This is a genomic window from Paraburkholderia polaris (assembly GCF_012927345.1).
Classification (GTDB): Bacteria; Pseudomonadota; Gammaproteobacteria; order Burkholderiales; family Burkholderiaceae; genus Paraburkholderia; species Paraburkholderia polaris.
Genome location: NZ_JABBGJ010000047.1, coordinates 1 through 21,892 on the forward strand (window position 1 = coordinate 1; position 21,892 = coordinate 21,892).

Sequence of the window (21,892 nt, forward strand, 5' to 3'; positions counted from 1 at the left end):
GAGAATGGCGTGCCCCCAGATGGAGTATCCCTTGTAAATTTCAGCTTGCATGTATTCCGTGCATGAATGAGCAGAGGTTTTCTCAGACGCCTGTGGGCCCGCTACACCTGCGCCAGATTTTGGCAACGACGGTACTAGCATAGTTGACTGTCATCACGTCAGTGAAAAGTTGCTCGGGGCGCGCAGCATCCGTGTCCTTCAATTCTGATTCAAGGACAGCTTTCGCGATTACATGGGCCTCAGTTGAAATCGTCAGGCGCGCAAGCCATATACGCGCCGACTCTACAAGACAATCCGGTATAAGCCAGCGTCCGTCCAATGCATAAGCCGCGAGGTCGCTAACCGCAAGATAGCAGCGCGACGATGCGTCCTGCTCCTTTGTCAGCGGATGGACTTCTTCCATCAACGCACCACCTCGACTGGCACTCCGCCATTGTTCACCCACAGCACATTACCCTCGGGCGTCATGATTCTAGGGATGCTCGTCGGTTGCGGCGTCATAGGTTTCGGAAGGCTGGCTGCCGCGCGTGCACCTGGAAGCGACGTCGCAACGGGGTCTGCCACCCTGCGTGGCGTCACTTTCGGCGTACGGCGCGCGAGGATTGACGCCTTGCCAGGCTTGGGCTTGCCGCTAACCGGCGGCTTCACCTGTCGCGCTTCAGGCGGATTCCAGATTTCAACGTAGTGTTCGCCCGCGACGCCCGTCGAAGCAACTGCAAGCAGGATTACGCCCACACTCAAAAATCGAAACATGTCCTCTCCGTATGCTTTCGTGCCGTTCACGCCCGGCACGATTTCGCGCTGCCCACACATGAACCGTCGCAGCCAGCACAGTAGTGACGGTCGCGTACCGCCCCATCAACACGCCAGACGTTGGTTTGCGCGGCCGTAGGAGTGCCAGCAGTGCGGCCATTTTCGCACGCGTAAAACGTCGGCTCCCCCGCCTTGCTGCGGCGGATCGCTTCATCGATTTCCCGCGCGCCAAACACCGCTTTCATGTCCGCAACAAACGCCGCAATTTCCGGCATCGGACGGCTGACCGGCAAGCGAACGCGTATCTCCATCTCGCCTCCCCCTAAAAAAGTGCCTGTTCACCGCTACGAGTTTCCGTGTACGATACTGTATATCCGTACAGGTATTTTCGCAATTCAATGACCGCTCCGCCATCCATTCGGGAAGCAATACACCCGTCCTTGTGGACCTATACCCTAACGATGCATAGTTTGTGGCTTGCGAGCATGCACGCGTTGCGCGACATGGCTTTCGCGTAACTCCTCATTCGATGTATGTCTACATCGAAATACATCGTTTTGAGCGGGCCTCGGTAGTTTCGTGAAAGATCCGTTTTGGGAAAAGGATGGTTGGGTTCGGCTAGTTTTAGTCATTCGACGTCGTCACCGGGAACGTTGACAATCGATGGCTTAGCCCGAGCTTTGCTCAGCGAGTCGCATCAATCTGACTCTAGGCGGGGGACTACCGGATGATCCTCGCTCCTAGCCTGTTTGTACTTGAGCGGATTCCTGGGGGCAAATCCGGGAACTCCATAAGTAATCAGCTCTTGATCTATTCGAACTGGTGATTGGAATGACAAGGAACACGTCTGTCGTACTTTACGTTGTGGTGTTGATAGCCGTTGTCGTTAGCGTAGATTTATTGTTCTTCAAGAATCGATTCTGGGAGCGGCTGATAGTGAACATCGGCATTGTCCTGGTGTTTGCAGCCTTCTATTTGAGATTCTTAAAGAGCCCGTAAGCTAAGTGCCGCGGCACCGACGGGTTGCCGGATAACCGCATCGAGTCCGACGGCATCGGCGGCCTGCCGAGACGCAACATGCCTGTCGTCGTGACGCGTTCCTTGCCGGCGGCACCTTGCCGCCGCCGGAACCACTCATCGCGAAAATTGTCTATACAGTATGTCGCCCTTTTTGTGGGGGATGTCAAATGGCTGCCACGCACTCGGGGGGGGTGCTGCCCCTCTCCGATGAGGACTCCCGCCGCCAGTTGCGCCGTGCCATCATCGCCAGCACGGTTGGTACCACGATCGAGTGGTATGACTTCTTCCTCTACAGTATTGTCACCGGCCTGGTTTTCGCGAAGCTGTATTTCCCAGGCTCGGACCCACTCGTCGGCACACTGCAGGCTTTTCTGATCTATGCAGTCGGCTTCATGGCGAGGCCGGTTGGTGCCGCCATTTTTGACCATTACGGTGATCGCATCGGTCGCAAGGCCACGCTGATCGTGACGCTATTGCTGATGGGATTGGCCACGTTTGCAGTGGCCTTTGTTCCGACCTATGCGACGATCGGCGTCTGGGGCGCCGTCGCGCTTACGGTGCTGCGCTTCATCCAGGGGGTGGGTGTCGGCGGCGAATGGGGTGGTTCGGTCCTGATGTCGATGGAATGGGCGCGTACCAACGCGCATCGCGGCTTCGTCGCCTCCTGGCCGCAGTTCGGGGTGCCGGCGGGACTGTCCCTGGCCAACCTGGCCGTGCTGGCCATGAGTCAGATCTCCGGCAGCGGTTTCCTCACGTGGGGCTGGCGCGTACCGTTCTTCCTCAGCATCATACTGGTCGCGATTGGCCTCTACATCCGCCTGAATATTCTCGAGACGCCGATCTTCGCGCGGCTCCTGGCTGAGCACAAAATCGAGAAGACGCCGATGCTCGAGGTGTTGCGCCGCCAGCCGAAAGATATCCTTCTCTCGGCCTTTTCACGCATGGCCGAACAGGCACCTTTCTATATTTTCACGGCGTTCGTCTTCACCTATGGCGTCACGACCCTGGGCGTGTCACGCAACCTGTTGCTGATGGCGGTGCTGGCGGCTTCCGTGCTGGAATTCTTCACCATCCCGTTCTTTGGCCACGTGTCCGATCTGATCGGGCGCCGGCGGATGTATATGATCGGCGCGGCCGTCGTGGGCGTATTCGGCTTCCTCTATTTTGCAATGGTCGATACCAGGGATCCGATGTGGATCTTCGCCGCCATCGTGCTCTCGCTGGTACCGCATTCGATGTTGTACGGTCCCCAAGCCGCTTTGATCGCTGAATCCTTCACGGGACGGCTGCGTTACAGCGGTGCATCAATGGGCTACCAGTTGGCTTCGGTCATTGCCGGCGGTCCTGCACCGCTGATTGCGACCGCGCTCTTCGCCTACTACCATTCGGGCTATGCAATCGCGGTCTATATTCTGGCGTGTGCGGCACTCAGCCTTATCGCCGCATCGATGCTTGGTGATTACACGAACAAGGACATCTCGCGCGAATACGACGATGCTCGGGCCATGGGCGATAGGGAAAACGCGAGGCCAGCCGCATGATCGACCCGTTTGCCTCCGCGTACGTCTGAACGCCGAGGTAAGTGGGTGAGGCCGGGTTCAACACACCCGCGTGGTGGCGTTGACGCGGCGGCCCACAAGCATGGCCTTGTTGTGCACGCTGGCGAAGAGATCGGACTCCGCCACGATGTTGTGCGGTCGGATCGTTCTCCGCAAACGCTGGGCTGTGCGCGACTCAATTCACAAAACCATCATACTTACTGTCCTCGTTCCCATCACGCTGGTACCCGCTATCCCTAGTCGGAATAAGGTCACCCATCCCACACCATTATGAACAGACTGGTGGTGCAAGCGTACCCTCGAATTAGCGGCACCGGATGGCCGGCGCAAATACCGGAGATATCCCGAGCCGCACACACTGCTGCGGCCCATGGGCGATCTGGTCGTTACCGGACCCAACATGTTTGGGCGGATGCACGTGCTTCCTGTCGTCACGAGTTTTCTCGCCGCGTACCCGGATGTGTCGGTCGGCCTCATGCTAACGGACAAGGTTACGCATTTTCTGGACGATCAAATCGATGTGGCACTACGAATCGGTTATCTTCCTGACAGCGAGCTGGTTGCTGTCCGATTAGGGGCTGTGCGACGCGTTATCTGTGCAAGCCCCTCGTATCTTTCCACGCGGGGAACACCCGCTACTCCCGACGAGCTTCCTGAGCACAGCGTTGTCTCCTTCGAAAGTGTGTCGTCGACGAGCAACTGGAAATTCTGGTCGGGCGGATCAGATTTCAATGTACCGTTCCGCTCGAGACTAAGCGTGAACACGATTGAAGCTGCGATTGATGCGGGGCTTGCCGGCTCGGGGTTGATTCGCACCATGTCCTATCAGATTGCAGAGTACGTCCGTCGAGGCGACCTGCAGATTGTGTTGAGTGAATTCGAACCGCCAGTTCGGCCGGTCCATCTGGTTTACGATAAGAAAAATCGGCTGCCTCTCAAGTTACGGGCGTTCATCGACTTCGTAGTGCCTCGATTGCGCGATCTATTACATTCGACAACCACACTGATTGAGCACTATCGTCGGTATCCGACGCAGCCGGTGTTGACGGGCCGGGGGACGCTGAGATTTTGTTGTTATCGCGGCACGGTTGCTGGATTGTTTCAATTACAGTGCCAGAAGCGACGATGCACGTCCGCGACGGCAAGTCACGATGCGTTCATTTCGAAAACAGGCGGGGCAATGGACCTTGAGATAGAAGCAATTTGTGGCGACTTTGAGCGTGGGACACATTGCGGCATTTCTCTCGACCTGTACGGGTTCGCTCGATTCTCGCCAGTCACCATCTATCGCAACGACCAGCGGCTCGACACACCGGTGTCCTCGCGATGTTCTTCTGACATAATCCCGCGCTAACGGAGTTCGAGCCAGGAGCTCGTCAATCGTCTCCAACAGGTGTGAAAGCGGGGGAATCGTGATCAAACTTCTGGGACTTTTCGCACGAGTAGTCGGCCTTGCCGGCTGCATCGCCATTTTGCCGCATGGATCCGACTCCGCGTTTGACGACTCGTCTTCATTTGCAGTCGGCTACAAGGCGGCACCCGCAATCGGGATCGGACCTGAGCGCAATGGGCAACGCTGGCACCCCTGACATGTCCTGCCGCGTACCTCAGTTCATGTCATGCCGTGACTAAAACTGAGATCCAGCAACAGATATGGGCTTGAACCATTCCAATCCCGGCGTCGTTCCGCGTAGCGGGGCGCTTTCATGCCAACGAGAACAATGGACAATCGTGCAACGCCGTCAGTGACATATTTGCCACTTGACACGATGAAAGAGGTTGCGCGAGACGTCTGGGTCGTGGACGGTCGAGCGATCCGTTTCGGCGTGCCGTGTTTCAGGATGGCGTTTCCGACCAGGATGACAATTGTGCGGACTGCTGGCCGGAAACTGTTCATTCATTCGCCCACCCGGCTCACGGCTTGCCTCCAAGCCGCGGTTGCGCAGGTTGGCAACCCGCGCTGGCTCATCGGCCCTAATCGATTGCACTCCCGGTGGCTTCAGGATTGGGCAAAGGCGTATCCAGACGCACTGGTATATGCGGCCCCGCTGGCGAGGAGAATATGTGGCGCCCGGGCGTCACCCATCGTCTGCCATTGAACGGAGTCACCGACTACGGATGGGAGCCAGATCTTGCCACCTTGCCGGTTGCAGGTCGCCACTTTACGGAAATCGTGTTCTTTCATCGCATCTCGCGGACCTTGATCCTGACCGACCTGATAGAGAACTTCGAAGTGGAGAGACTTGACTCTCCTGTTGCGCGTGTCTTGACCCTCGTCGGGGGCGTGTGACATCCTGACGGGCAGATGCCGCGCGATATGCGGCTCCTGTTCGCGCTTCAACCGAACAGAAATGCTCTCAAACTCGCCGTGGAAAAGATGATCGGGTGGGACCCGGAGCGTGTCATTCTGGCGCACGGTCACTGGTATGACACAGAAGGTGCAGTTGAGCTGAAACGAGCTTTCCGGTGGCTAATCCGTCAAGCATGAGGATTCACGGTCGCGCCTGGACTGACCATGGCTATCGCGGTTTCACGCTCCAGCCAGTGCCGAAACCGTATCCCTGTAGTCGCTGGTGATCCTGCAACTGCTGGCGTTCGTAGCGTCGCAACGCGGGGAAATAGGTAGGACCGTTGATAACAGTGGGCGAGCGGTATCGTCCCGGACTCACGGCGATGTTTTCAATGTTGCGCCGGCTGGGGGGTGATTCAACTGGAACGCCCCCCGGACCACGAGACTCCAGCATTGCAACCCGCACGGCACGATGCGCGCCTGCGACGGCCGCAACCGGCAGGACTGTTGCCGATGCGACAACGAACGCGCATGCAAAGTAACGAATCATCTACTGCTCCCACACGGACGGGATGTTGAAACTGCCCGAACAGACAAACCGGGCAGCACGTTGACACCAGCCTCCTCGGGTTCAGACGTTTTAAAATTCTGTAAATGCCGGCGGCATACGGGCACAGCAAACGGTTGCTGATTGCCGCATTGGCTGCCGCACGGCAGTACCTCGCGCACCGTATCCGGGCGCGTGAATGTCATCTTAAATTTTAGGCACAAGGTGACATATTTTCAACGGGTTGTCGAATTTTATGGAGGTGGGATGAACCCCCGCAAAGGCGCTATCGTCAAGATACCGGGCAAGCAGGATCTGGAGGCGATGTCCGAATTCCGTTACCAGCTACGGCAGTTTCTCCGGTTCTCGGAGGAGATCACACACGCAGAAGGCGTAACGCCGTTGCAATACCAGCTCCTGCTCCACGTCAGAGGGTTTCCGGAGCGTCAATGGGCAACAGTCGGCGAACTCGCCGAACGCCTACAGGCCGCCCCGAATGGAACTGCGGCACTTGTCTCGCGCTGCGAAGCGGCCGGCCTCGTGATTCGCAAGCCAGACCGGATCGATCGTCGTCAGGTTCAGGTGCATCTCACAGCGAAGGGCGAGCGCTGTCTGCTGAAGCTGGCGGCATTGCATAAGTCAGAGATGGAGTCGTTCGGTTGGGTGTTCCGCGGAGCAGACAGGCAGTAAACACCCTCCTTTACACCGGCGCCGGTAGCTGAGCCGCCGCAACTGCCCGGTTCCACATATGTCACAGTGTGCCAGATCGCTTATACTTTCACATTTGCGGCGGAAGAATGCGTATAGCGGCATTGATTGACAGACGCGCAATACAGCACGGACGGCGGCTGTGGTTGCATTACGGCGTATTCTGGCTGGGTGCCATCGCAACCGGGCTGGTCGCCGTTTTCTACGCGAAACTGATTGATATCGGCTATGACGCCTTCCTGCGCTATGCGACGCGGTACTGGTGGCTCCCGCTTCCCGTCACCCCGGCAATCGGCGCTCTGGGTGTGTGGCTTACCAGGCGCTACTTTCCTGGCTCAGAAGGCAGCGGCATCCCTCAGGTCATTGCCACACTCCATGACAGTGGCGATCTTGCGCCGCGTCTGCTGAGTATCAGGATCCTCGTCGGCAAGATTGTGATCTCGTTCCTCTCAATACTCGGCGGATTCACGATCGGCCGGGAGGGACCGACGATCCACGTGGGTGCCGCGCTCATGTTCAACCTGCGACGCTTTTATCCACAGCGATTCCGGGCCATCCGGGGCATCGAACTGGAACGGCGGCTAGCGCTCGCCGGTGCCGCGGCGGGTCTGTCGGCGGCGTTCAATGCGCCGCTCGCAGGCGTGGTGTTCGCGATCGAAGAGTTGACCCGCAGCTTCGAGCAGCGTACGAGCGGCGTGCTGATTACTGCGATCATCTTCGCCGGTATCGTTTCGCTGGGCTTGCAAGGGAACTATACGTATTTCGGAACGATCGACGTCGGCAGCCGCTTTCCAGATCTGCTGGCGGCAGCGGTGGTGTTGATCGGCGCGGTGTCCGGCGTTGCCGGCGGTGTGTTCTGCTGGCTGTTGCTGAACACCAAGCGCTGGATGCCCACGTCGGTGAGCGTCTGGCGCAGTAACCAGCCGGTGGCATTTGGTGCCGCGTGTGGCCTGGTCATCGCCATGATCGGCGTGGCGTCGGGCGGCCACACGTTCGGTAGCGGCTATGCCGAAGCGCGCGCGATGCTGGAAGGACGCGCGCAACTGGGCGCTGCATACCCGGTGCTCAAGATGGCCTCGATGGTCGGATCGTATCTGCCCGGCGCGCCGGGTGGCCTGTTTGCGCCATCGCTCGCGATCGGCGCCGGTATTGGCAACGCATTGCACCTGCTGTTTGGCCAGATGCAGTTGCCCATGCTGATCGCCCTTGGCATGGTGGGCTACCTCGCGGCGGTGACGCAAAGCCCGATTACTGCTTTTGTGATTGTGATCGAGATGATCAATGGGCACGCGCTCGTTATTTCGCTGATGGCCACTGCATTGATAGCCAGCCAGGTTTCGAAACTGTTTGCGCCTGCTCTTTACGAGGCGCTGTCGGAGCGCTACAGCAAGCCCCACGTCGCACCCGATGTCGTGCCATCCCCCCCAGCCGGGGAGAGTTCACCCGGGAAGCTGCCCGGTCAGTTCTGACCAACCGGGTTTGTTTCTATTGTGTTTCAGAGTCTGGTGCTGTTGTGCGCCCTGGTGTTGTCCACACGGCGCACCGGGAATGACAGATGAGTGATCAGAAGTTCGGTGATCTCCTGATACAGGTTCAGGCGGCCGAGATCGAAATCACCCGATGTGATGCGACGATCCGCACGTTATGGACTGAGCTCAGACGGCTCGCGCGCCTTGGAATTGCCGCCTCGACGGAATATCAACACCTGATCGAAGTTGAAAACGAGCGACAGCGCCGGATATCGCTACGTGAGCGTATCCGCGCGACGCTCGCCAGCGCAAGCAAATAGTAGGTATCGGCCAGACGGGTCGACCGAGTGGACATGCCTCACGAGCCCGTCTCCTGCGCGCCACGCAGAAGCACTCCATCGGCCATTTCGCCTTTGGGGTGGACTGGCTTCGGAGCAAACACATTCCTGTTTTCGCTGGCTGCGACCAGTCTCGTGCTCTATGCGGTGTACTACCATGGTATTGCACGCACGCCTGCGAGCCGGTTCGGCTGTAAGAACATCGCGTGGCTGTTGCCGTAGTCTGGCGGATTCTGGGTGCTGTCAATCGCCTGGCAACATCGGAGCTGGCCGGAACGTGATCGGTTTTGGCCGGGATATCCTGCTGGTAGTCAGTTCGAGCACAGTCTTCATGTTGCTTGCAATGAGGGACGTGCTGGGCCCGGACGAAACGACGGCGATGGTGGAACGGACGGATCGCACCAGTTGAGTGGATACTCAATCAGGATAAGGCGAGACACGCAGCACCGGATGGCCGGCAGTCTGCTTTTCTGGATCGCAGTGAAGCTGGGCACGATGTCCCGAAGGGCCGGTCAGACATGCATGACATCAGCAGGTTTACATGTAGTCCTTCTGGGGACGACAAGCCATGACGGGCGAACCTCACCGGCCTGACCAGGCAACAGGTAGCGATACACACCACGTGAAAGTCGCGCCGGTACAGCCGCGCGCGGTCGCCCATGTCGATGACGATTCCGTCATGCCGGTCGCCCTGTACTGGCTATGCTTCCTCGCGTTCGTCGTCGGTATCGTGACTGGCCTGGGCGCGGTAGTGTTCCGGGGACTGATTGGACTGGTGCACAACGTGTTCTTCCTCGGGCGTCTTTCGTTTGCATACGACGCCAGCCACTTCACGCCCGCTGCGCCGTGGGGCATGTTTGTCATTCTCGTGCCTGTTGTGGGCGGACTCGCGGTCACCTGGATCGTGAGTACGTTTGCACCAGAAGCGAAGGGACACGGCGTGCCGGAGGTGATGGACGCGATTTACTACAAACGCGGCGTAATCCGCCCCGTGGTGGCCATTGTGAAATCAATCGCGTCGGCACTGGCGATCGGCTCCGGTGCAGCCGTGGGGCGCGAAGGGCCGATCATCCAGATCGGCTCGGCGCTCGGTTCGACGCTCGGTCAGCTGGTGACGATGACGGCCGGTCAGCGTATCACGCTGGTTGCAGCGGGAGCCGGTGCCGGCATTGCCGCAACCTTCAATACGCCGATCGGCGGCGTGCTGTTCGCCACCGAACTGATGATGCCGGAAATCAGCGTGAACACCTTTTTGCCGGTGGCGATTGCAACAGGCACGGCGACCTTTCTGGGTCGGTTGTTCTTCGGTGACGCGCCTGCGTTCTTTGTCCCCGCGCAGCTGGGTGCAATTCCGAACCAGCCGGGCAGCGCCCTGACGCTGATTCTCTATGCGTTACTCGGCGCCGTGACGGGAGCGGCTGCCGCACTGCTGATCCGTGCGCTGCATTGGGCTGAAGATGGATTCGACAGGGTACCGGGACGTTACGGGCGTCACGCCTTCGGGATGCTGATTGTAGGCGTGACGATGTATCTGCTATGGCGCTATGCGGGCCACTACTACGTCGAAGGGGTCGGTTACGCGACCATTCAGGCCACGCTGTACGGGCAGCTGCAGGGTGGTGCCTTCCTGCTGTTGCTGGCGCTGTGCAAGACGCTGGCTACATCGGTCAGTCTGGGTTCGGGTTCGTCGGGTGGCGTTTTTTCCCCATCGCTTTTTATCGGTGCGACGCTGGGGGCGTCGTTTGCGTCCGTGGTTGCCATGGTGTTGCCCGGGGCGCCCGTCAGCGCGCCCGCCTTTGCGATGGTGGGCATGGGCGCAATGGTGGGTGGCGGCACCGGTGCCGCGATGACCGCCGTCGCGATGATCTTCGAGATGACACGAGACTACGACATCGTGCTGCCCATGATAATCGCGGTGGCCTTCAGCCTGGGCGCACGCCGGCTACTGTCGCCCGAAAGCATCTACACACTCAAGTTGGTACGGCGCGGACACCCGATTCCCAACGCCCTTCATGCCAACATGTTCCTTGTACAGAGTGCGGCACAGGTCATGGAAACCGATGTCTTCGTGCTCGATGAGGACGTGCCATTTCACGACGTGCTTGCCCGTACGGAAGGCGCCGCTTTCCGGCATGTGGTGGTCACCAGGGCACATGAGATTTACGGGGTTCTGCGCATCAATACCGGGCTGCGCCGCGCTGTGAGCCAAGGCGCTCCGGAGATCATGCTCGGCACACTCGCGCAGCGCAATTTCATCGTCGTCCAGGAAAACGACGTCGCGTTCGGGGTCATTACCCGGCTGTGGAAGCAGCACGCGGCGATGGCGGTCGTGGTGGGGCGACAGGAAGGACGCGGCCCCGTTCGTGTGCTCGGGGTGATTGCCAAGGAGCACATTGCGGATGCTGTTGCGATGAGCATCAGGATATTTCCGGGGCAAGCCGAAAGTCGACCCCGTCGAGGCGCGATGCGGTCGTTTAACAGAAAAGGAAAAAAGAAAAAGACCGACGGCGACGCCAAAGGAGCTGGCAATGAAACTGACACATGATTTGGACGGCCTTCGCAGGCGTATCGGCAAGGCTCTTCATCTCGACTACCTGAAACAGGTTTCAGGAGGGATGGGAGTGGGAAAGCCGGAACCGGCGCCAGAATGGGTGATCGTTTACCGCACGGCGCACGGCTTCTGCTGCGTCTATCACGGCGAACCCGTCGAATTGCACGAAATGCTCGACGTCCAGATCTGGGCTGAGGAGATGGATGTCGAGACTTGGTTCATCGGTCTTTGACCGCGGGTTATGTTCCGTTTCCGGACACGCATAGCCAGACCCGCACGCGACAGTGCCCTTACGAACGGGGCTTGCCCCACTAGCGGTAAACCAGGTCCGCGCGCCGGTCCTGTGCCCAGGACGCCTCATCATGGCCCATCGCCAGAGGTTTTTCCTTGCCGAGACTGACCGCTTCCAGTTGCGAGTCGGGTACACCCAGGGTCTCGAGTTCATGGAGCACCGCTTCGGAGCGTCGTTCGCCGAGCGCCAGGTTGTATTCCGTCGTTCCCCGTTCGTCGGTATTACCCTGGATCAGTACGTGCCGGTTTGGGTGGTTTCTGAGATATTGGGGTATTCGTCCTTTTCGTGCTTGTATGGACCCGCCGCCTTTTGCAAGCTTCTTGTTCGTGATGTCGAAACGGTCTGCATGCATGTATCCGGCTTGCAATTGGAAGACAGCCGAAGCACGCCCGCAGCCTTCATGAGATCCGCGCACCCTGTCCTTAGCAAAATCGCGGCTTGCCTGAAAGAGCAGGTCTGGCCGACCCGAGGGGATGCTGCTCGCGCACGATCTCGTGTTTATACCGGTAGAGCGAAACGCCGAACATCAGCGCCATCCCGATTACGATTCCCCACATTGCATACGTCATATCGTACCCTTCGGCTAATCCCCGATTCACATCTCCGCAATCGGATACTACGTGGCAGAGAGGAAGGCGCTCTACGCTGGCATATCGACAAGCGTGAGGCGTACGCATGCTCGTTTGGTTATTGCCAACCCAGCGGCGCATCGGCTACGCGCTCACTTAATGTCTGGGCACCCTATGCCTCTGTCTAAGTCCGACGCGTACCGTCGATATAATCACGACCGACATCATGGCCGCCATTCCCGCTGTGAAAGCGAGTAGTGATTGGCCCATCGTATCTTCCTATTAGTTCGGAGCCGTGTTGACACGCGAACGGATGCGCGCTAAGTCGAGTCGGCTAGCATCGTTGCGAACTCCGGCGGCGCGCCCGCGACCTCCGCATTCTCAAGTTCATGTATGCAAGCGAGGGTGATGAACGCCGAGCGGGTCATGTGGCACTGTTGCGCCGCCGCATCGACATCCTGCAGAGCGCTCTTACTCAGGCTAAGTTGAATGCGCACTGCGCGCGAAATGACCCGAGCCATGTCGATCTCGACGAACAGCCATAAGCCCTCGCCGTCGTCCATGTCCAGCGCCTGCAATGCGGATGTATCACTCGTGGGTGCTGGAATCAGGTCCTCGCTCCCGTCATATACCCGCTGCACAACGTCCAGCGCGTTGTGTTTCAACTCTTCGAGCGAGTTTCCGCACGCGTGGGCACCGGGAAAGTCCGGAAAGCTGCCGCGATAGCGCAAATCGTCATTCCGATGAACATATAGCGGGTATTGCATGAGTGACTCCGAAGTCGCACGAGGAGAGCTGTCAGCAAACTATGCGGCCAACTTCGCTACGCGTCTGTACGCTGAACGACTTTCGTCGCCTTCGATTGATGGAAACTCTCCATCAGATAGAAAATGAAGAGGGGGCCGAAATCGGGAGATCTGTACGCTGACGTACCGCGTCTGCATCCGCGCTGATGTAGCGTCGGAAATCATTGGGTATCAAGGAGCAGATCGTGCTCAGACGAACATTCATATGGAGTACGCCAGCGTCCATCCTTGCGCTTGGCCTCGCGATCTCCGGTTGCACCACAACCAGCCCGTCCGACACCAGCGGTCAACAGATAGACAAACGTCACACGATCGACGCAGGCGTCGACTCTACGCTTGCGCGCCTTTACGGCGCGGCAAAAGGTTCGCGTGAACTCGTGAGCAAGGCACACGGTGTGCTGACGTTTCCGTCTGTGATCGACGCCGGTTTCGTTGTCGGCGGCCAGTATGGCGAAGGCTCGCTGCGCGTCGGCGGCCGTACGGCCGGGTACTACAGCATGGTAACCGGTTCGATAGGATGGCAGATCGGCGCGCAATCTCGCGCGATCGTCTTTCTGTTCATGACGGACGAATCTCTGAACCGGTTCCGCAGCACCGATGGTTGGTCGGCGGGGGGCGACGCGTCAGTCGCGGTGCTGAAAGTCGGCGCGAACGGTGATGTCGACACCAGCACCGCAACCGGCCAGGTGGACGCGTTTGTACTAACGAACAGCGGGTTGATGGCAGGTGTGTCGCTTGACGGTACGAAAGTTACGCGGCTCAAATCGCTGTAACAAGCAAGACGGACCGGCAATTCATGTCGCAAGATGCGGAAATGCAAAAGAGGAAACTGCTCAATCGCAGTCTCCGGGCATCGCGCAGCCATCGTCAGTCACGCCGTGCTCTGGTGTCTCCGTTTGCAACTGGGTCTGCGCGATATAGATGAGTTGTTTTGTGAACGCGGTGCAATCGCCAGCGACGAGTCAATTTGGTGTGGGTGCAGGTTCGGTTCGAGCTTCGCTCATCGCGTGAAGTCTGCGCGGTGAATTCTATCTGTTGCGGCGAGCGGTCTGCCAGCGCATTGGTCGAACTCGAAATGCTGCTACAGAAGCGCCTGCGCACGGCTGTTGCGAAGCGGCACGTCGAGCGCGTCCCGGCCCCTTGTCATGATGGGATCATCGGGTGATGAAGCCCTTTCTGTCGTGTCGGTCGCGCGTCATAGCAGCTTCAGTTCGCGCGGAGGGAAAATGCTTTAACGCGAACCTATAAATGTTCCCGAGAATTGCCCTGCAGCAGCATCCGGATCTCATCTCCTGAGAGAGTCTCGCGCTCGAGCAACGCTTGCGCGAACCGCCTGAGTTGGCCCATATGGGCGCTCAGGATCTCGTGCGCCTTCGCCTGCCCGCCTTCAGTGAGACGCCGGATTTCCTTGTCGATGGCAAGGGCGGTGGCTGGCGAAACGTCGACAGACGGACTTGCTAAACTCTCGCGCCCGCTCTCGCAATACACAGGCCCAAGCGTGTCACTGAAACCAAACTCCGTCACCATACGACGGGCCAGCATGGTCGCCTGCCGGATGTCGTCGCTGGCCCCCGTCGTGACTTCATCCCTCCCATAGATCAACTCCTCGGCAACACGGCCGCCGAACATCATCGCGACCTTCGATTCGAGTTCCTTCCTGGAGAAGGAGTACCGGTCCCGCTCCGGCAGGGACATGGTGACGCCGAGCGCCCGGCCCCGAGGGACGATGCTCACCTTGTGCAGCGGATCATGACCCGGCGAATAGAACGCGACCAGCGCATGGCCCGCTTCGTGATAGGCCGTCATCTCCCGCTCTTCGTTTGTCATCATCAGTGAGCGCCGCTCTGCACCCATTAAAACCCTGTCCCTCGCCTGCTCGAAGTCTGTGCTCGTCACATGCGCGTGATCGCAGCGAGCGGCCAACAGCGCAGCTTCATTGACAAGATGGGCAAGATCAGCGCCCGAGAATCCTGGTGTCCCGCGCGCGAGCGTCATGGCAGCAACATCGGGCCCGAGGGGGACCTTGCGCATGTGCACCTGAAGGATCTTTTCGCGCCCCAGTACGTCTGGATACGAAACCATCACCTGACGGTCGAATCGACCCGGCCGCAGCAGCGCGGAGTCCAGCACATCGGGCCGGTTCGTCGCGGCGATCACGATGACGTCTTCGTTCGCGTCAAAGCCATCCATTTCGACGAGAAGCTGGTTCACTGTCTGTTCGCGCTCGTCGTTACCAGGTCCCACGCCCCGGTGCCGGCCAACGGCGTCAATTTCGTCGATGAAAATGATGCAAGGTGCTTTCTTCCTGGCCTCGCTGAACATATCGCGCACCCTTGCCGCTCCGACGCCGACGAACATTTCGACGAAATTCGACCCAGATATCGTAAAGAATGGAACCCCGGCTTCACCTGCGATAGCGCGTGCCAACAGCGTCTTGCCCGTGCCGGGCGGCCCCACGAGCAGCACGCCCTTGGGCACCTTTGCACCAAGGCGTTGGAACTTCGGTGGATCTTTGAGATACTGGACGATCTCCGCAAGCTCCTCCTCCGCCTCTTCGATACCCGCAACATCCGCGAAGGTGACGCAGCGCGAGCTCTCCGTCAGCAACTGCGCCCGAGAATGGCCGAAGGTCGTCGCACCGCTGCGAGCCGGACCACGGCGCATTACGAAGATCGTGAGCGCAATCAGCAGTGCCATAGGCAACCAGGTCGTCGGAAGTCCGTTCGGAGTAGACCATCCGTCATCCGCCGCGACTGCCACTCGCACGTGATGCCGCAGCAGGTTTGCGATTATGTCGGGGTCTTCGGGAACAGTCGTGCGAAATTTTGTGCCATCCTTAAGCTCACCAGAGACATCATGGCCCGCGACCGTGACATCGAACACGTCGCTCCTGTCTATGTCTGAGACAAAATCGGAATAGACCATTGGATTGACTGCTTCGCTTCGTACTGTTGCTGCATAGGCTGCAGCGTGTTTCGGCGTCACGATGGCCGCGTTCGCCGCTGCGGCATCGCTCGAATCTGGCTGCGCTTGCGCCATGCCGCCAAGTATCGATGTCGCAGCAATTGCCGCGACAGCAAGTATCCTGCAGAAACAGCGTTGGCGCATGATTGTCGCTCCTTCCCCGCACGGCACTGTAAATCTCCAGGCCAGCATGTATACGCTGAGCGCAACCGGCGTATACGTCGGTACGGTGACGTACGGCGCACAGGATGGCCGCCGACGCGTCCACACGGCGGCACCGGGTGAATATCCGTCTGGTTCATCGATGCCTCGTCGTAAATGCCAGCGCGCCCGCTGCAAGCAGTTGACCGCTACCGTACAGACCCGTTCAGGTCGCTTGTGAGAATGTTGTGTTCCAGCCCGCCCATACGCTGGGTCCACGCCCGAAGTTCCTGTCTAACGAACCGCGCTCGCTTTGACGTCAAGAAAAGCGACATGGCCGTTACATAGGCAGTCTGTTTCCTGATGTCGATTTCCGCGTTATCGATACAGGCAATCCGGCCAACCCCGGTCGAAAGGCAACAAGGAGATAACATCATGAAATGCAAAAAGGAAACGAGGGCCATGCATCACCCGGCCTTTGCCGCTTCACTAACAGCTTGCCTTTGCCTGGGTCTTGCAACCCCGCTACTCGCGGCTCAGTCAACAAATACCGGTACGGTACACAACCCATCTGGTACCGCGAATTCGATGTCCAATGAGAAGCCCGCGCAAAAATGCCTGACTGATCTTCGCGCCTTCGAGAACCAGATGCAGAAAGGCGGCTACTGGCTACACGGTTCTGGCAACGGATACGGTTATCCGATGTACGGCTACAGCGTCAATGAGCCAGATACGCTGCCTCCGAGCCGCACCACTGGCACCGCCGCCGCCGCCGGCACCCCGGTATCGGCCGAATATGGACAAGCGAGACCGGGATACGAGATCCGTACACTCATCGCCTCTGCCAACATTCTGGCGCAACACGGACAGCAACAGGCCTGTGAATCATTGCTGACTGAGACCCGCGGTATGTACAAGAGTTACGCAGCAAATCTGCGCAATGGTGATGTACGCAAGTCGGACATGCCGGGCTGGCGGAGCAAGGAGGTTTCCAACGCGCAGCCGGTCACAGGTAACGGCAATGCCTTCCGGTCCGATCAGTTGGTTGGCACAGACGTCGTCAACCCGAAACAGGAGGATCTTGGCAGCGTCAACGATATTGTCATGAGTCCGCAGACGGGCAAGATCGCTTACCTGGTGATCGGCCGCGGAGGAGTGTTTGGCATAGATGAGAAATACGTCCCGGTTCCCTGGGCGGATTTCAAGGCAACCTCTGGCGCCACCTTGCTGGTACTCGACACGACCAAGGTCAATATGGCGGCGGCGCCGGAGGTGAAGGACGATCAGTTTTCGTCGCATGGTGGCTTCGACCAGCAGAGCCAGAAAGTGGACGACTACTGGAAGACCCACCTTTCGAATTAACCGCACCGGATGGCGCAGCACTACTGACTTCGCAGTTCGAAAATCCAGGCACGACTCATCCAGAGCCCATCGCGCCAAACCGTGTTGACATTGCACGAGGCGCATGAATACCAGAGCAAACGCGACGAAGGAAGCGACCTAGTCAACAAGCCCTGTTGTCACGGGCGATGCAGCGGAACCGGCTGGCGCAGGGGGCCGCCGGCCAATATCCGCTGCATTCATCTTCCCCACGTTGCCACCATTGCGAGGACCGCGAGCGCCATCGCGCCGGTCGCAATCCAGCCGACGGCTTTCAGCCAATGTCCGATAACGAACTGACCCATTACATCGCGCCTCACCGACATGAGCATGATCACCACCATGATCGGGACCGCAATGACACCGTTGATGACGGCGCTCCAGAAGAGTGCCTTGATCGGGTCGATGGGTGTGAAGTTGAGCGCCACGCCAAGAAGCGTGGCAACCGTCAGGATCATGTAGAAGCCTCTCGCCTTCAGGAGCTGCCGTCCGAGACCGATTTTCCATTGAAACGTCTCGGCGACGGCGTAAGCCGCCGAGCCCGCGAGAACCGGTACGGCAAGCAGTCCACAACCAACGATACCGGCAGAAAATAGCAGGAAAGCAAATTCGCCGGCCAACGGCCGGAGCGCCTGTGCGGCCTGAGCCGAGGTCTGGATATCTGTGACTCCATGCATGTGCAGGGTTGCCGCGGCAGTCAGCATGATGAAGAAGGCGACCAGGTTCGAAAACCCCATGCCGACATAAGTATCTATCTGGATACGATGCAAACTCCGACTGGCTTGCTGCGGCGCTGCCGTCAGTGGCTCCTCTCCCGTCACCGCCCGTTGCTGCTCGACCTCCTGTGAGGCCTGCCAGAAAAATAGGTATGGGCTGATAGTGGTACCGAATACGGCGACCACCCCGATTGCATAGTGCACGTTAAAGGACACGGACGGAATGATGGTCTCGTACAGAACATGCCCCCAAGGTACCTTGACGACAAATACAGTGCCCACGTACGCAAAGAGCGCCAGCGTCAGCGCCTTCAGGATCGGAGAATAGCGGGGAAACGGTACGAAAATCTGCAGTACCAGTGACGCCACGCCGAAGGCTATCGCGTACCAGTGCGCGGGGCCACCGATAAGCAGCTTCAGCGCGGCCCCCATCGCACCGATGTCAGCGGCTATATTGATCGTGTTTGCCACGAGAAGCAGCACGACGAGTCCGTAAAGTAGCCACGGAGGATAATGCTTACGGATATTGGCGGCGATTCCATCGCCTGTGACCCGCCCGATACGGGCGCTCACGACCTGGATGCCGATCATGAGCGGAAATGTGACGATCGCCGTCCATAGCATTCCATACCCGAACGCCGCACCAACCTGGGAGTACGTGGCAATGCCGCTCGGATCATCGTCTGCCGCACCAGTTATGAGACCGGGCCCCAACTTTTCCAGCAGCGACTGGTTTTCCGAAAGTGCGGTTTTGTATTTTTTCACGGATGCCGGCGCATGACGTCTGATTGATGGGCCGATAGATCACTTACGCCAACATCAATACCACTTGGGCGCCCCCCCTTTCTTGATCATCACAGACAGGCCTTCAGGCGTCACCCTTCTTCCACGCATGCTCCTCTTCAACCGCCAGGATTCGGTCCTGCAGGAGCCGTGTTTCAGGATTCCGATCCCCGACGTACCGATGGCATTAGCTGTCGATGAGAATTCGTTAGCGACGTGCCTGCCATCGTATCTAGCGTGAAGCAGCTACCTTTCCAGCCAGATCTCTTGACCATGCGACGTATGTAATGTCAACAGACGAGCAGGGCCACGCAAATCACAACCGTCCCATCACCAACAGGACAACCACTACGACTAGCACCAATCCCAGAATCCCGCTCGGACCATAACCCCACCCATTGCTATATCCCCAGGTTGGGACTGCTCCGACCAGTAACAGGAGTACAACAACTAAAAGCACGATTCCCAATGACATTTCGCTCTCCTCGTTCCACGAACTACCCTTGACGCACAATCTGCTGAAGAAGATGCCGGCGGTTCAGCGGCATTGCTCTACCGCTCATCCTGATCATGTCGACCGAGTGCTCCACTGTCGAATGTGCTTACCTGAACTTGCTACGCAAGCGGCCTTGGAACCAACAAAGGCTTTCCGCTTCGCCGTGGTTGATTTCACCAGTTCCGGATCGTTGGGATAAATTTCTGTCAGCTGCCGAAGTACAGGAAAACTCGCTACACCTGGCTACGAACATAACCCTCAAACGAATGACGGTCGGTCCGGTGACGTACGGAGTTGCACGAGTCTGAAAAGCGTTTGAGCGCGCTGGCGCGCGAATGGAACGAGTCTTGGCAACGGACAGGAACGTCAACTCTGCTACCGCGTTGAAACCGGGATCGACAGCGCAAACGAATCAGGCGCATGCTGTCGCGCCGAAATGTGAGATCGACCACGGCTGGCGTCGCATCTCGTACGCTGCCGTACCGCATACGCGTTCGCGATGACGTGCCGTTACTTTTGCCACACGACGTCGGCGACGCGGTGCTCGTGTCGCTTCGGGCCAGCCATAGACACTGATCTAACGCCGGCCACCGCAACGTCAGACTCCGTACGTCCCCCTCCGATCGGGACTCTCCGGCATCCCGCCGCACGATGGCCCGCTGTGAAGTCTGATAAGGAGAATCGGATGTTTACCGCCTAGACCGCGCGGCTGCTCATCGCCGACTACGATCCCGATTTATTAGCCGCGTACGAACTCTTCTTTTGTGTCTATGGCTTTGACGTTCGGACCGCCGGGGACGGTGAGGATGCACTCGCCGAATACTGCGCGTGGCATCCGGCTGTCGCATTGCTCGATATCGACATGCCGCGTCTCGACGGGCGCGCGGTGGCGAGAATGATCCGCCGTGTCCAGACGACACCGTCGCCGCTACTGGTGGACGCGACCGGTCTAACCTCACCGTCGGAATACGAGGAGTCGACGCGCTCCGGTTTCAATCACCATTTCGTGAAGCCCGTTCTGATGCCAGTAATCCTCGCAGCGATTGCCCTTGGGCTCGAAAATCAAAACGGGATGCGCGGACCAAGAATTGGATAGTCCAGGTCAGGTCGTCTAACGTCGCCTACGGAATACGGTTATCGCAATAGGCCTTCGGCGACGCCCGCAGACGCGAGTTGACCACTAACAGAGTCGGCGACAGCGTGAAAACCTAAGCGCACTTGTACTGGACCAGCGGGCCACGCGAGGTCGATCGTTCAGGTATGCAGATTGCTACTTATCCTTCGGTTGGAGGCATCCAGTCTGGAACGGAAGCCGATTAGCCTGCCGGCTTGCGCCTGACACTAGGCGATGGCGTCCCAAACCCGAAGGATGGCTCCGTCCAACCGATGAAGCCTAACGCGCGGCAGGTTTTTTGCTCTGTCGAAAGGAATGAAGATGTCGAGGATCGTGGTCGTGACGGGAGCTGGCGCTGGGGTTGGACGAGCCGTTGTCGAAGAGTTTGCCATGCAGGGCTATGACGTCGGGCTTCTGTCGCGCGACAAGGACAGGATCGAGCGGGCTGCAGCTGACTTAAGGTCGAGATACGGCGTGCGCGCCGTAGCGATTTCTACAGATGTCGCGGACGCCGACGCGGTTGAGACCGCTGCGTCAGCGGTAGAAGACAAACTAGGACCGATCGACGTATGGGTAAACGTGGCAATGGCGACGGTCTTCGCGCCCGTATCAAAGCTGACCGCACAGGAGTTCGAGCGCGGAACTAAAGTGACGTACCTGGGCCAGGTACACGGGACGATGGCTGCACTCTCACGTATGCGGATTCGCAACCGCGGCACGATCGTCAATGTAGGTTCCGCGCTAGGCTACCGCTCGGTGCCGCTGCAATCGATTTATTGCGGCGCCAAATTTGCGGTTCGAGGCTTCACGGACTCCCTGCGCTCGGAGATCCTCCATGACAAACTCAACATTCATCTCACGATGGTGGATTTGCCGGCGGTGAACACGCCCCAGTTCGACTGGGCATTGAACAAGATGGGAAAAAAAGCCCAGCCCGTTGCACCAATTTACGAACCGGAGGTGCCGGCGCGTGCCATATTCTTCGCCGCCACGCACAAGCGCCGGCAGGTCTGGGTAGGATGGCCGACCGTCAAGGCGATCCTTGCCAATCGCATCGCACCCGGTCTCATCGATAGGTACCTGGCGACGGCGGGCTACAAGGGCCAACTGACTGACGAGCCGCTCCCCGACGACGCGCCGGCCAATCTGTTCGAACCCGTGCCAGGCGCCTACGGCGCGCACGGCCGCTTTGACAGCCGTTCGAAAGCTGGGAGCTGGGAGATGTTCACCGATCGTCACCGCGCCGCGTTCTGGACGCTGGCGGCCATCGGTGTGATAGGTTGCGTTCGCCTACTCGCAAAAAAAAACAAGGTGTAGCGAGAGGCGCTGCGGCGAAAAGTGCGTCCTACATCCGTTGAGGCAGCTAGCCAAGTATTTCCGGCTGTTCCGGAGTTCG

General features: G+C 58.8%; 17 protein-coding genes and 1 pseudogene. 11 read left to right on the forward strand and 7 right to left on the reverse strand.

The window, feature by feature from the left end; all coding sequences use genetic code 11:
• Window positions 1–402: 402 nt before the first annotated feature.
• Both HHL24_RS34360 and HHL24_RS34365 read right to left on the reverse strand, forming a co-directional pair.
• Window positions 403–753, reverse strand: coding sequence for a hypothetical protein (locus HHL24_RS34360; protein ID WP_169489743.1), 351 nt, complete (start codon window positions 751–753; stop codon window positions 403–405).
• A 26-nt stretch (window positions 754–779) separates the two neighbouring features.
• Window positions 780–1,064 carry a hypothetical protein gene (locus HHL24_RS34365; RefSeq protein ID WP_169489744.1) on the reverse strand — a complete coding sequence of 95 codons (285 nt, stop codon included), beginning with the start codon at window positions 1,062–1,064 and terminating at the stop codon, window positions 780–782.
• Between the two features lie 876 nt (window positions 1,065–1,940).
• Here HHL24_RS34365 and HHL24_RS34370 point away from each other — a divergent pair.
• The 7 genes from HHL24_RS34370 (at window position 1,941) to HHL24_RS34400 (ending at window position 11,467) form a co-directional block, all read left to right on the forward strand.
• The gene (locus HHL24_RS34370; protein WP_169489745.1) at window positions 1,941–3,314 is read left to right on the forward strand and encodes an MFS transporter; all 1,374 of its coding nucleotides are present in this window, start codon (window positions 1,941–1,943) and stop codon (window positions 3,312–3,314) included.
• Between the two features lie 388 nt (window positions 3,315–3,702).
• Window positions 3,703–4,686, forward strand: coding sequence for a LysR substrate-binding domain-containing protein (locus HHL24_RS34375; RefSeq protein ID WP_169489746.1), 984 nt, complete (start codon window positions 3,703–3,705; stop codon window positions 4,684–4,686).
• A 1,750-nt stretch (window positions 4,687–6,436) separates the two neighbouring features.
• Entirely contained in the window at window positions 6,437–6,859 is a 423-nt protein-coding gene (locus HHL24_RS34380; RefSeq protein WP_169489747.1) for a MarR family winged helix-turn-helix transcriptional regulator, read from the forward strand.
• Between the two features lie 107 nt (window positions 6,860–6,966).
• The gene (locus HHL24_RS34385) at window positions 6,967–8,346 is read left to right on the forward strand and encodes a chloride channel protein (protein ID WP_169489748.1); all 1,380 of its coding nucleotides are present in this window, start codon (window positions 6,967–6,969) and stop codon (window positions 8,344–8,346) included.
• An 86-nt stretch (window positions 8,347–8,432) separates the two neighbouring features.
• Entirely contained in the window at window positions 8,433–8,666 is a 234-nt protein-coding gene (locus HHL24_RS34390; protein ID WP_169489749.1) for a hypothetical protein, read from the forward strand.
• A gap of 586 nt (window positions 8,667–9,252) precedes the next feature.
• On the forward strand, window positions 9,253–11,229 hold the full coding sequence (locus tag HHL24_RS34395; protein WP_230417680.1) for a chloride channel protein: 1,977 nt from the start codon (window positions 9,253–9,255) through the stop codon (window positions 11,227–11,229).
• Complete coding sequence (locus tag HHL24_RS34400) at window positions 11,213–11,467, forward strand: hypothetical protein (RefSeq protein WP_169489750.1); 255 nt, start codon at window positions 11,213–11,215, stop codon at window positions 11,465–11,467. The genes HHL24_RS34395 and HHL24_RS34400 overlap by 17 nt, the downstream gene beginning before the upstream one ends.
• A gap of 79 nt (window positions 11,468–11,546) precedes the next feature.
• On the opposite strand, the pseudogene HHL24_RS34405 reads toward HHL24_RS34400, so the two are convergent.
• Together HHL24_RS34405 and HHL24_RS34410 are read right to left on the reverse strand one after the other, a co-directional pair.
• A pseudogene (locus HHL24_RS34405) lies at window positions 11,547–11,795 on the reverse strand (OmpA family protein); the annotation flags it as partial.
• A 621-nt stretch (window positions 11,796–12,416) separates the two neighbouring features.
• A complete protein-coding gene (locus tag HHL24_RS34410) occupies window positions 12,417–12,863 on the reverse strand; it encodes a type II toxin-antitoxin system HicB family antitoxin (RefSeq protein ID WP_169489751.1) in 447 nt (148 codons plus the stop codon).
• Between the two features lie 224 nt (window positions 12,864–13,087).
• Between HHL24_RS34410 and HHL24_RS34415 the strand changes: the two genes are divergently transcribed.
• Window positions 13,088–13,675: a BPSL1445 family SYLF domain-containing lipoprotein gene (locus tag HHL24_RS34415; RefSeq protein WP_169489752.1), complete on the forward strand. Its 588-nt coding sequence runs from the start codon at window positions 13,088–13,090 to the stop codon at window positions 13,673–13,675.
• A gap of 469 nt (window positions 13,676–14,144) precedes the next feature.
• Here the strand turns inward: HHL24_RS34415 and ftsH are convergent, their stop codons facing one another.
• Window positions 14,145–16,010, reverse strand: coding sequence for an ATP-dependent zinc metalloprotease FtsH (ftsH, locus tag HHL24_RS34420; protein WP_329606784.1), 1,866 nt, complete (start codon window positions 16,008–16,010; stop codon window positions 14,145–14,147).
• Between the two features lie 432 nt (window positions 16,011–16,442).
• On the opposite strand from ftsH, the gene HHL24_RS34425 reads away from it, so the two are divergent.
• On the forward strand, window positions 16,443–17,369 hold the full coding sequence (locus HHL24_RS34425; RefSeq protein WP_169489753.1) for a PRC-barrel domain-containing protein: 927 nt from the start codon (window positions 16,443–16,445) through the stop codon (window positions 17,367–17,369).
• A 218-nt stretch (window positions 17,370–17,587) separates the two neighbouring features.
• Here the strand turns inward: HHL24_RS34425 and HHL24_RS34430 are convergent, their stop codons facing one another.
• Window positions 17,588–18,868, reverse strand: coding sequence for an Nramp family divalent metal transporter (locus tag HHL24_RS34430; protein WP_169489754.1), 1,281 nt, complete (start codon window positions 18,866–18,868; stop codon window positions 17,588–17,590).
• A 334-nt stretch (window positions 18,869–19,202) separates the two neighbouring features.
• Complete coding sequence (locus HHL24_RS34435; RefSeq protein ID WP_169489755.1) at window positions 19,203–19,361, reverse strand: DUF3309 family protein; 159 nt, start codon at window positions 19,359–19,361, stop codon at window positions 19,203–19,205.
• Window positions 19,362–20,097: 736 nt separating this feature from the next.
• On the opposite strand from HHL24_RS34435, the gene HHL24_RS34440 reads away from it, so the two are divergent.
• Window positions 20,098–20,478 (forward strand): response regulator, encoded by a 381-nt coding sequence (locus HHL24_RS34440; RefSeq protein ID WP_329606788.1) that lies wholly within the window; start codon window positions 20,098–20,100, stop codon window positions 20,476–20,478.
• Window positions 20,479–20,817: 339 nt separating this feature from the next.
• Window positions 20,818–21,813, forward strand: coding sequence for an SDR family oxidoreductase (locus HHL24_RS34445; protein ID WP_169489756.1), 996 nt, complete (start codon window positions 20,818–20,820; stop codon window positions 21,811–21,813).
• The last annotated feature ends 79 nt before the right edge of the window (window positions 21,814–21,892 follow it).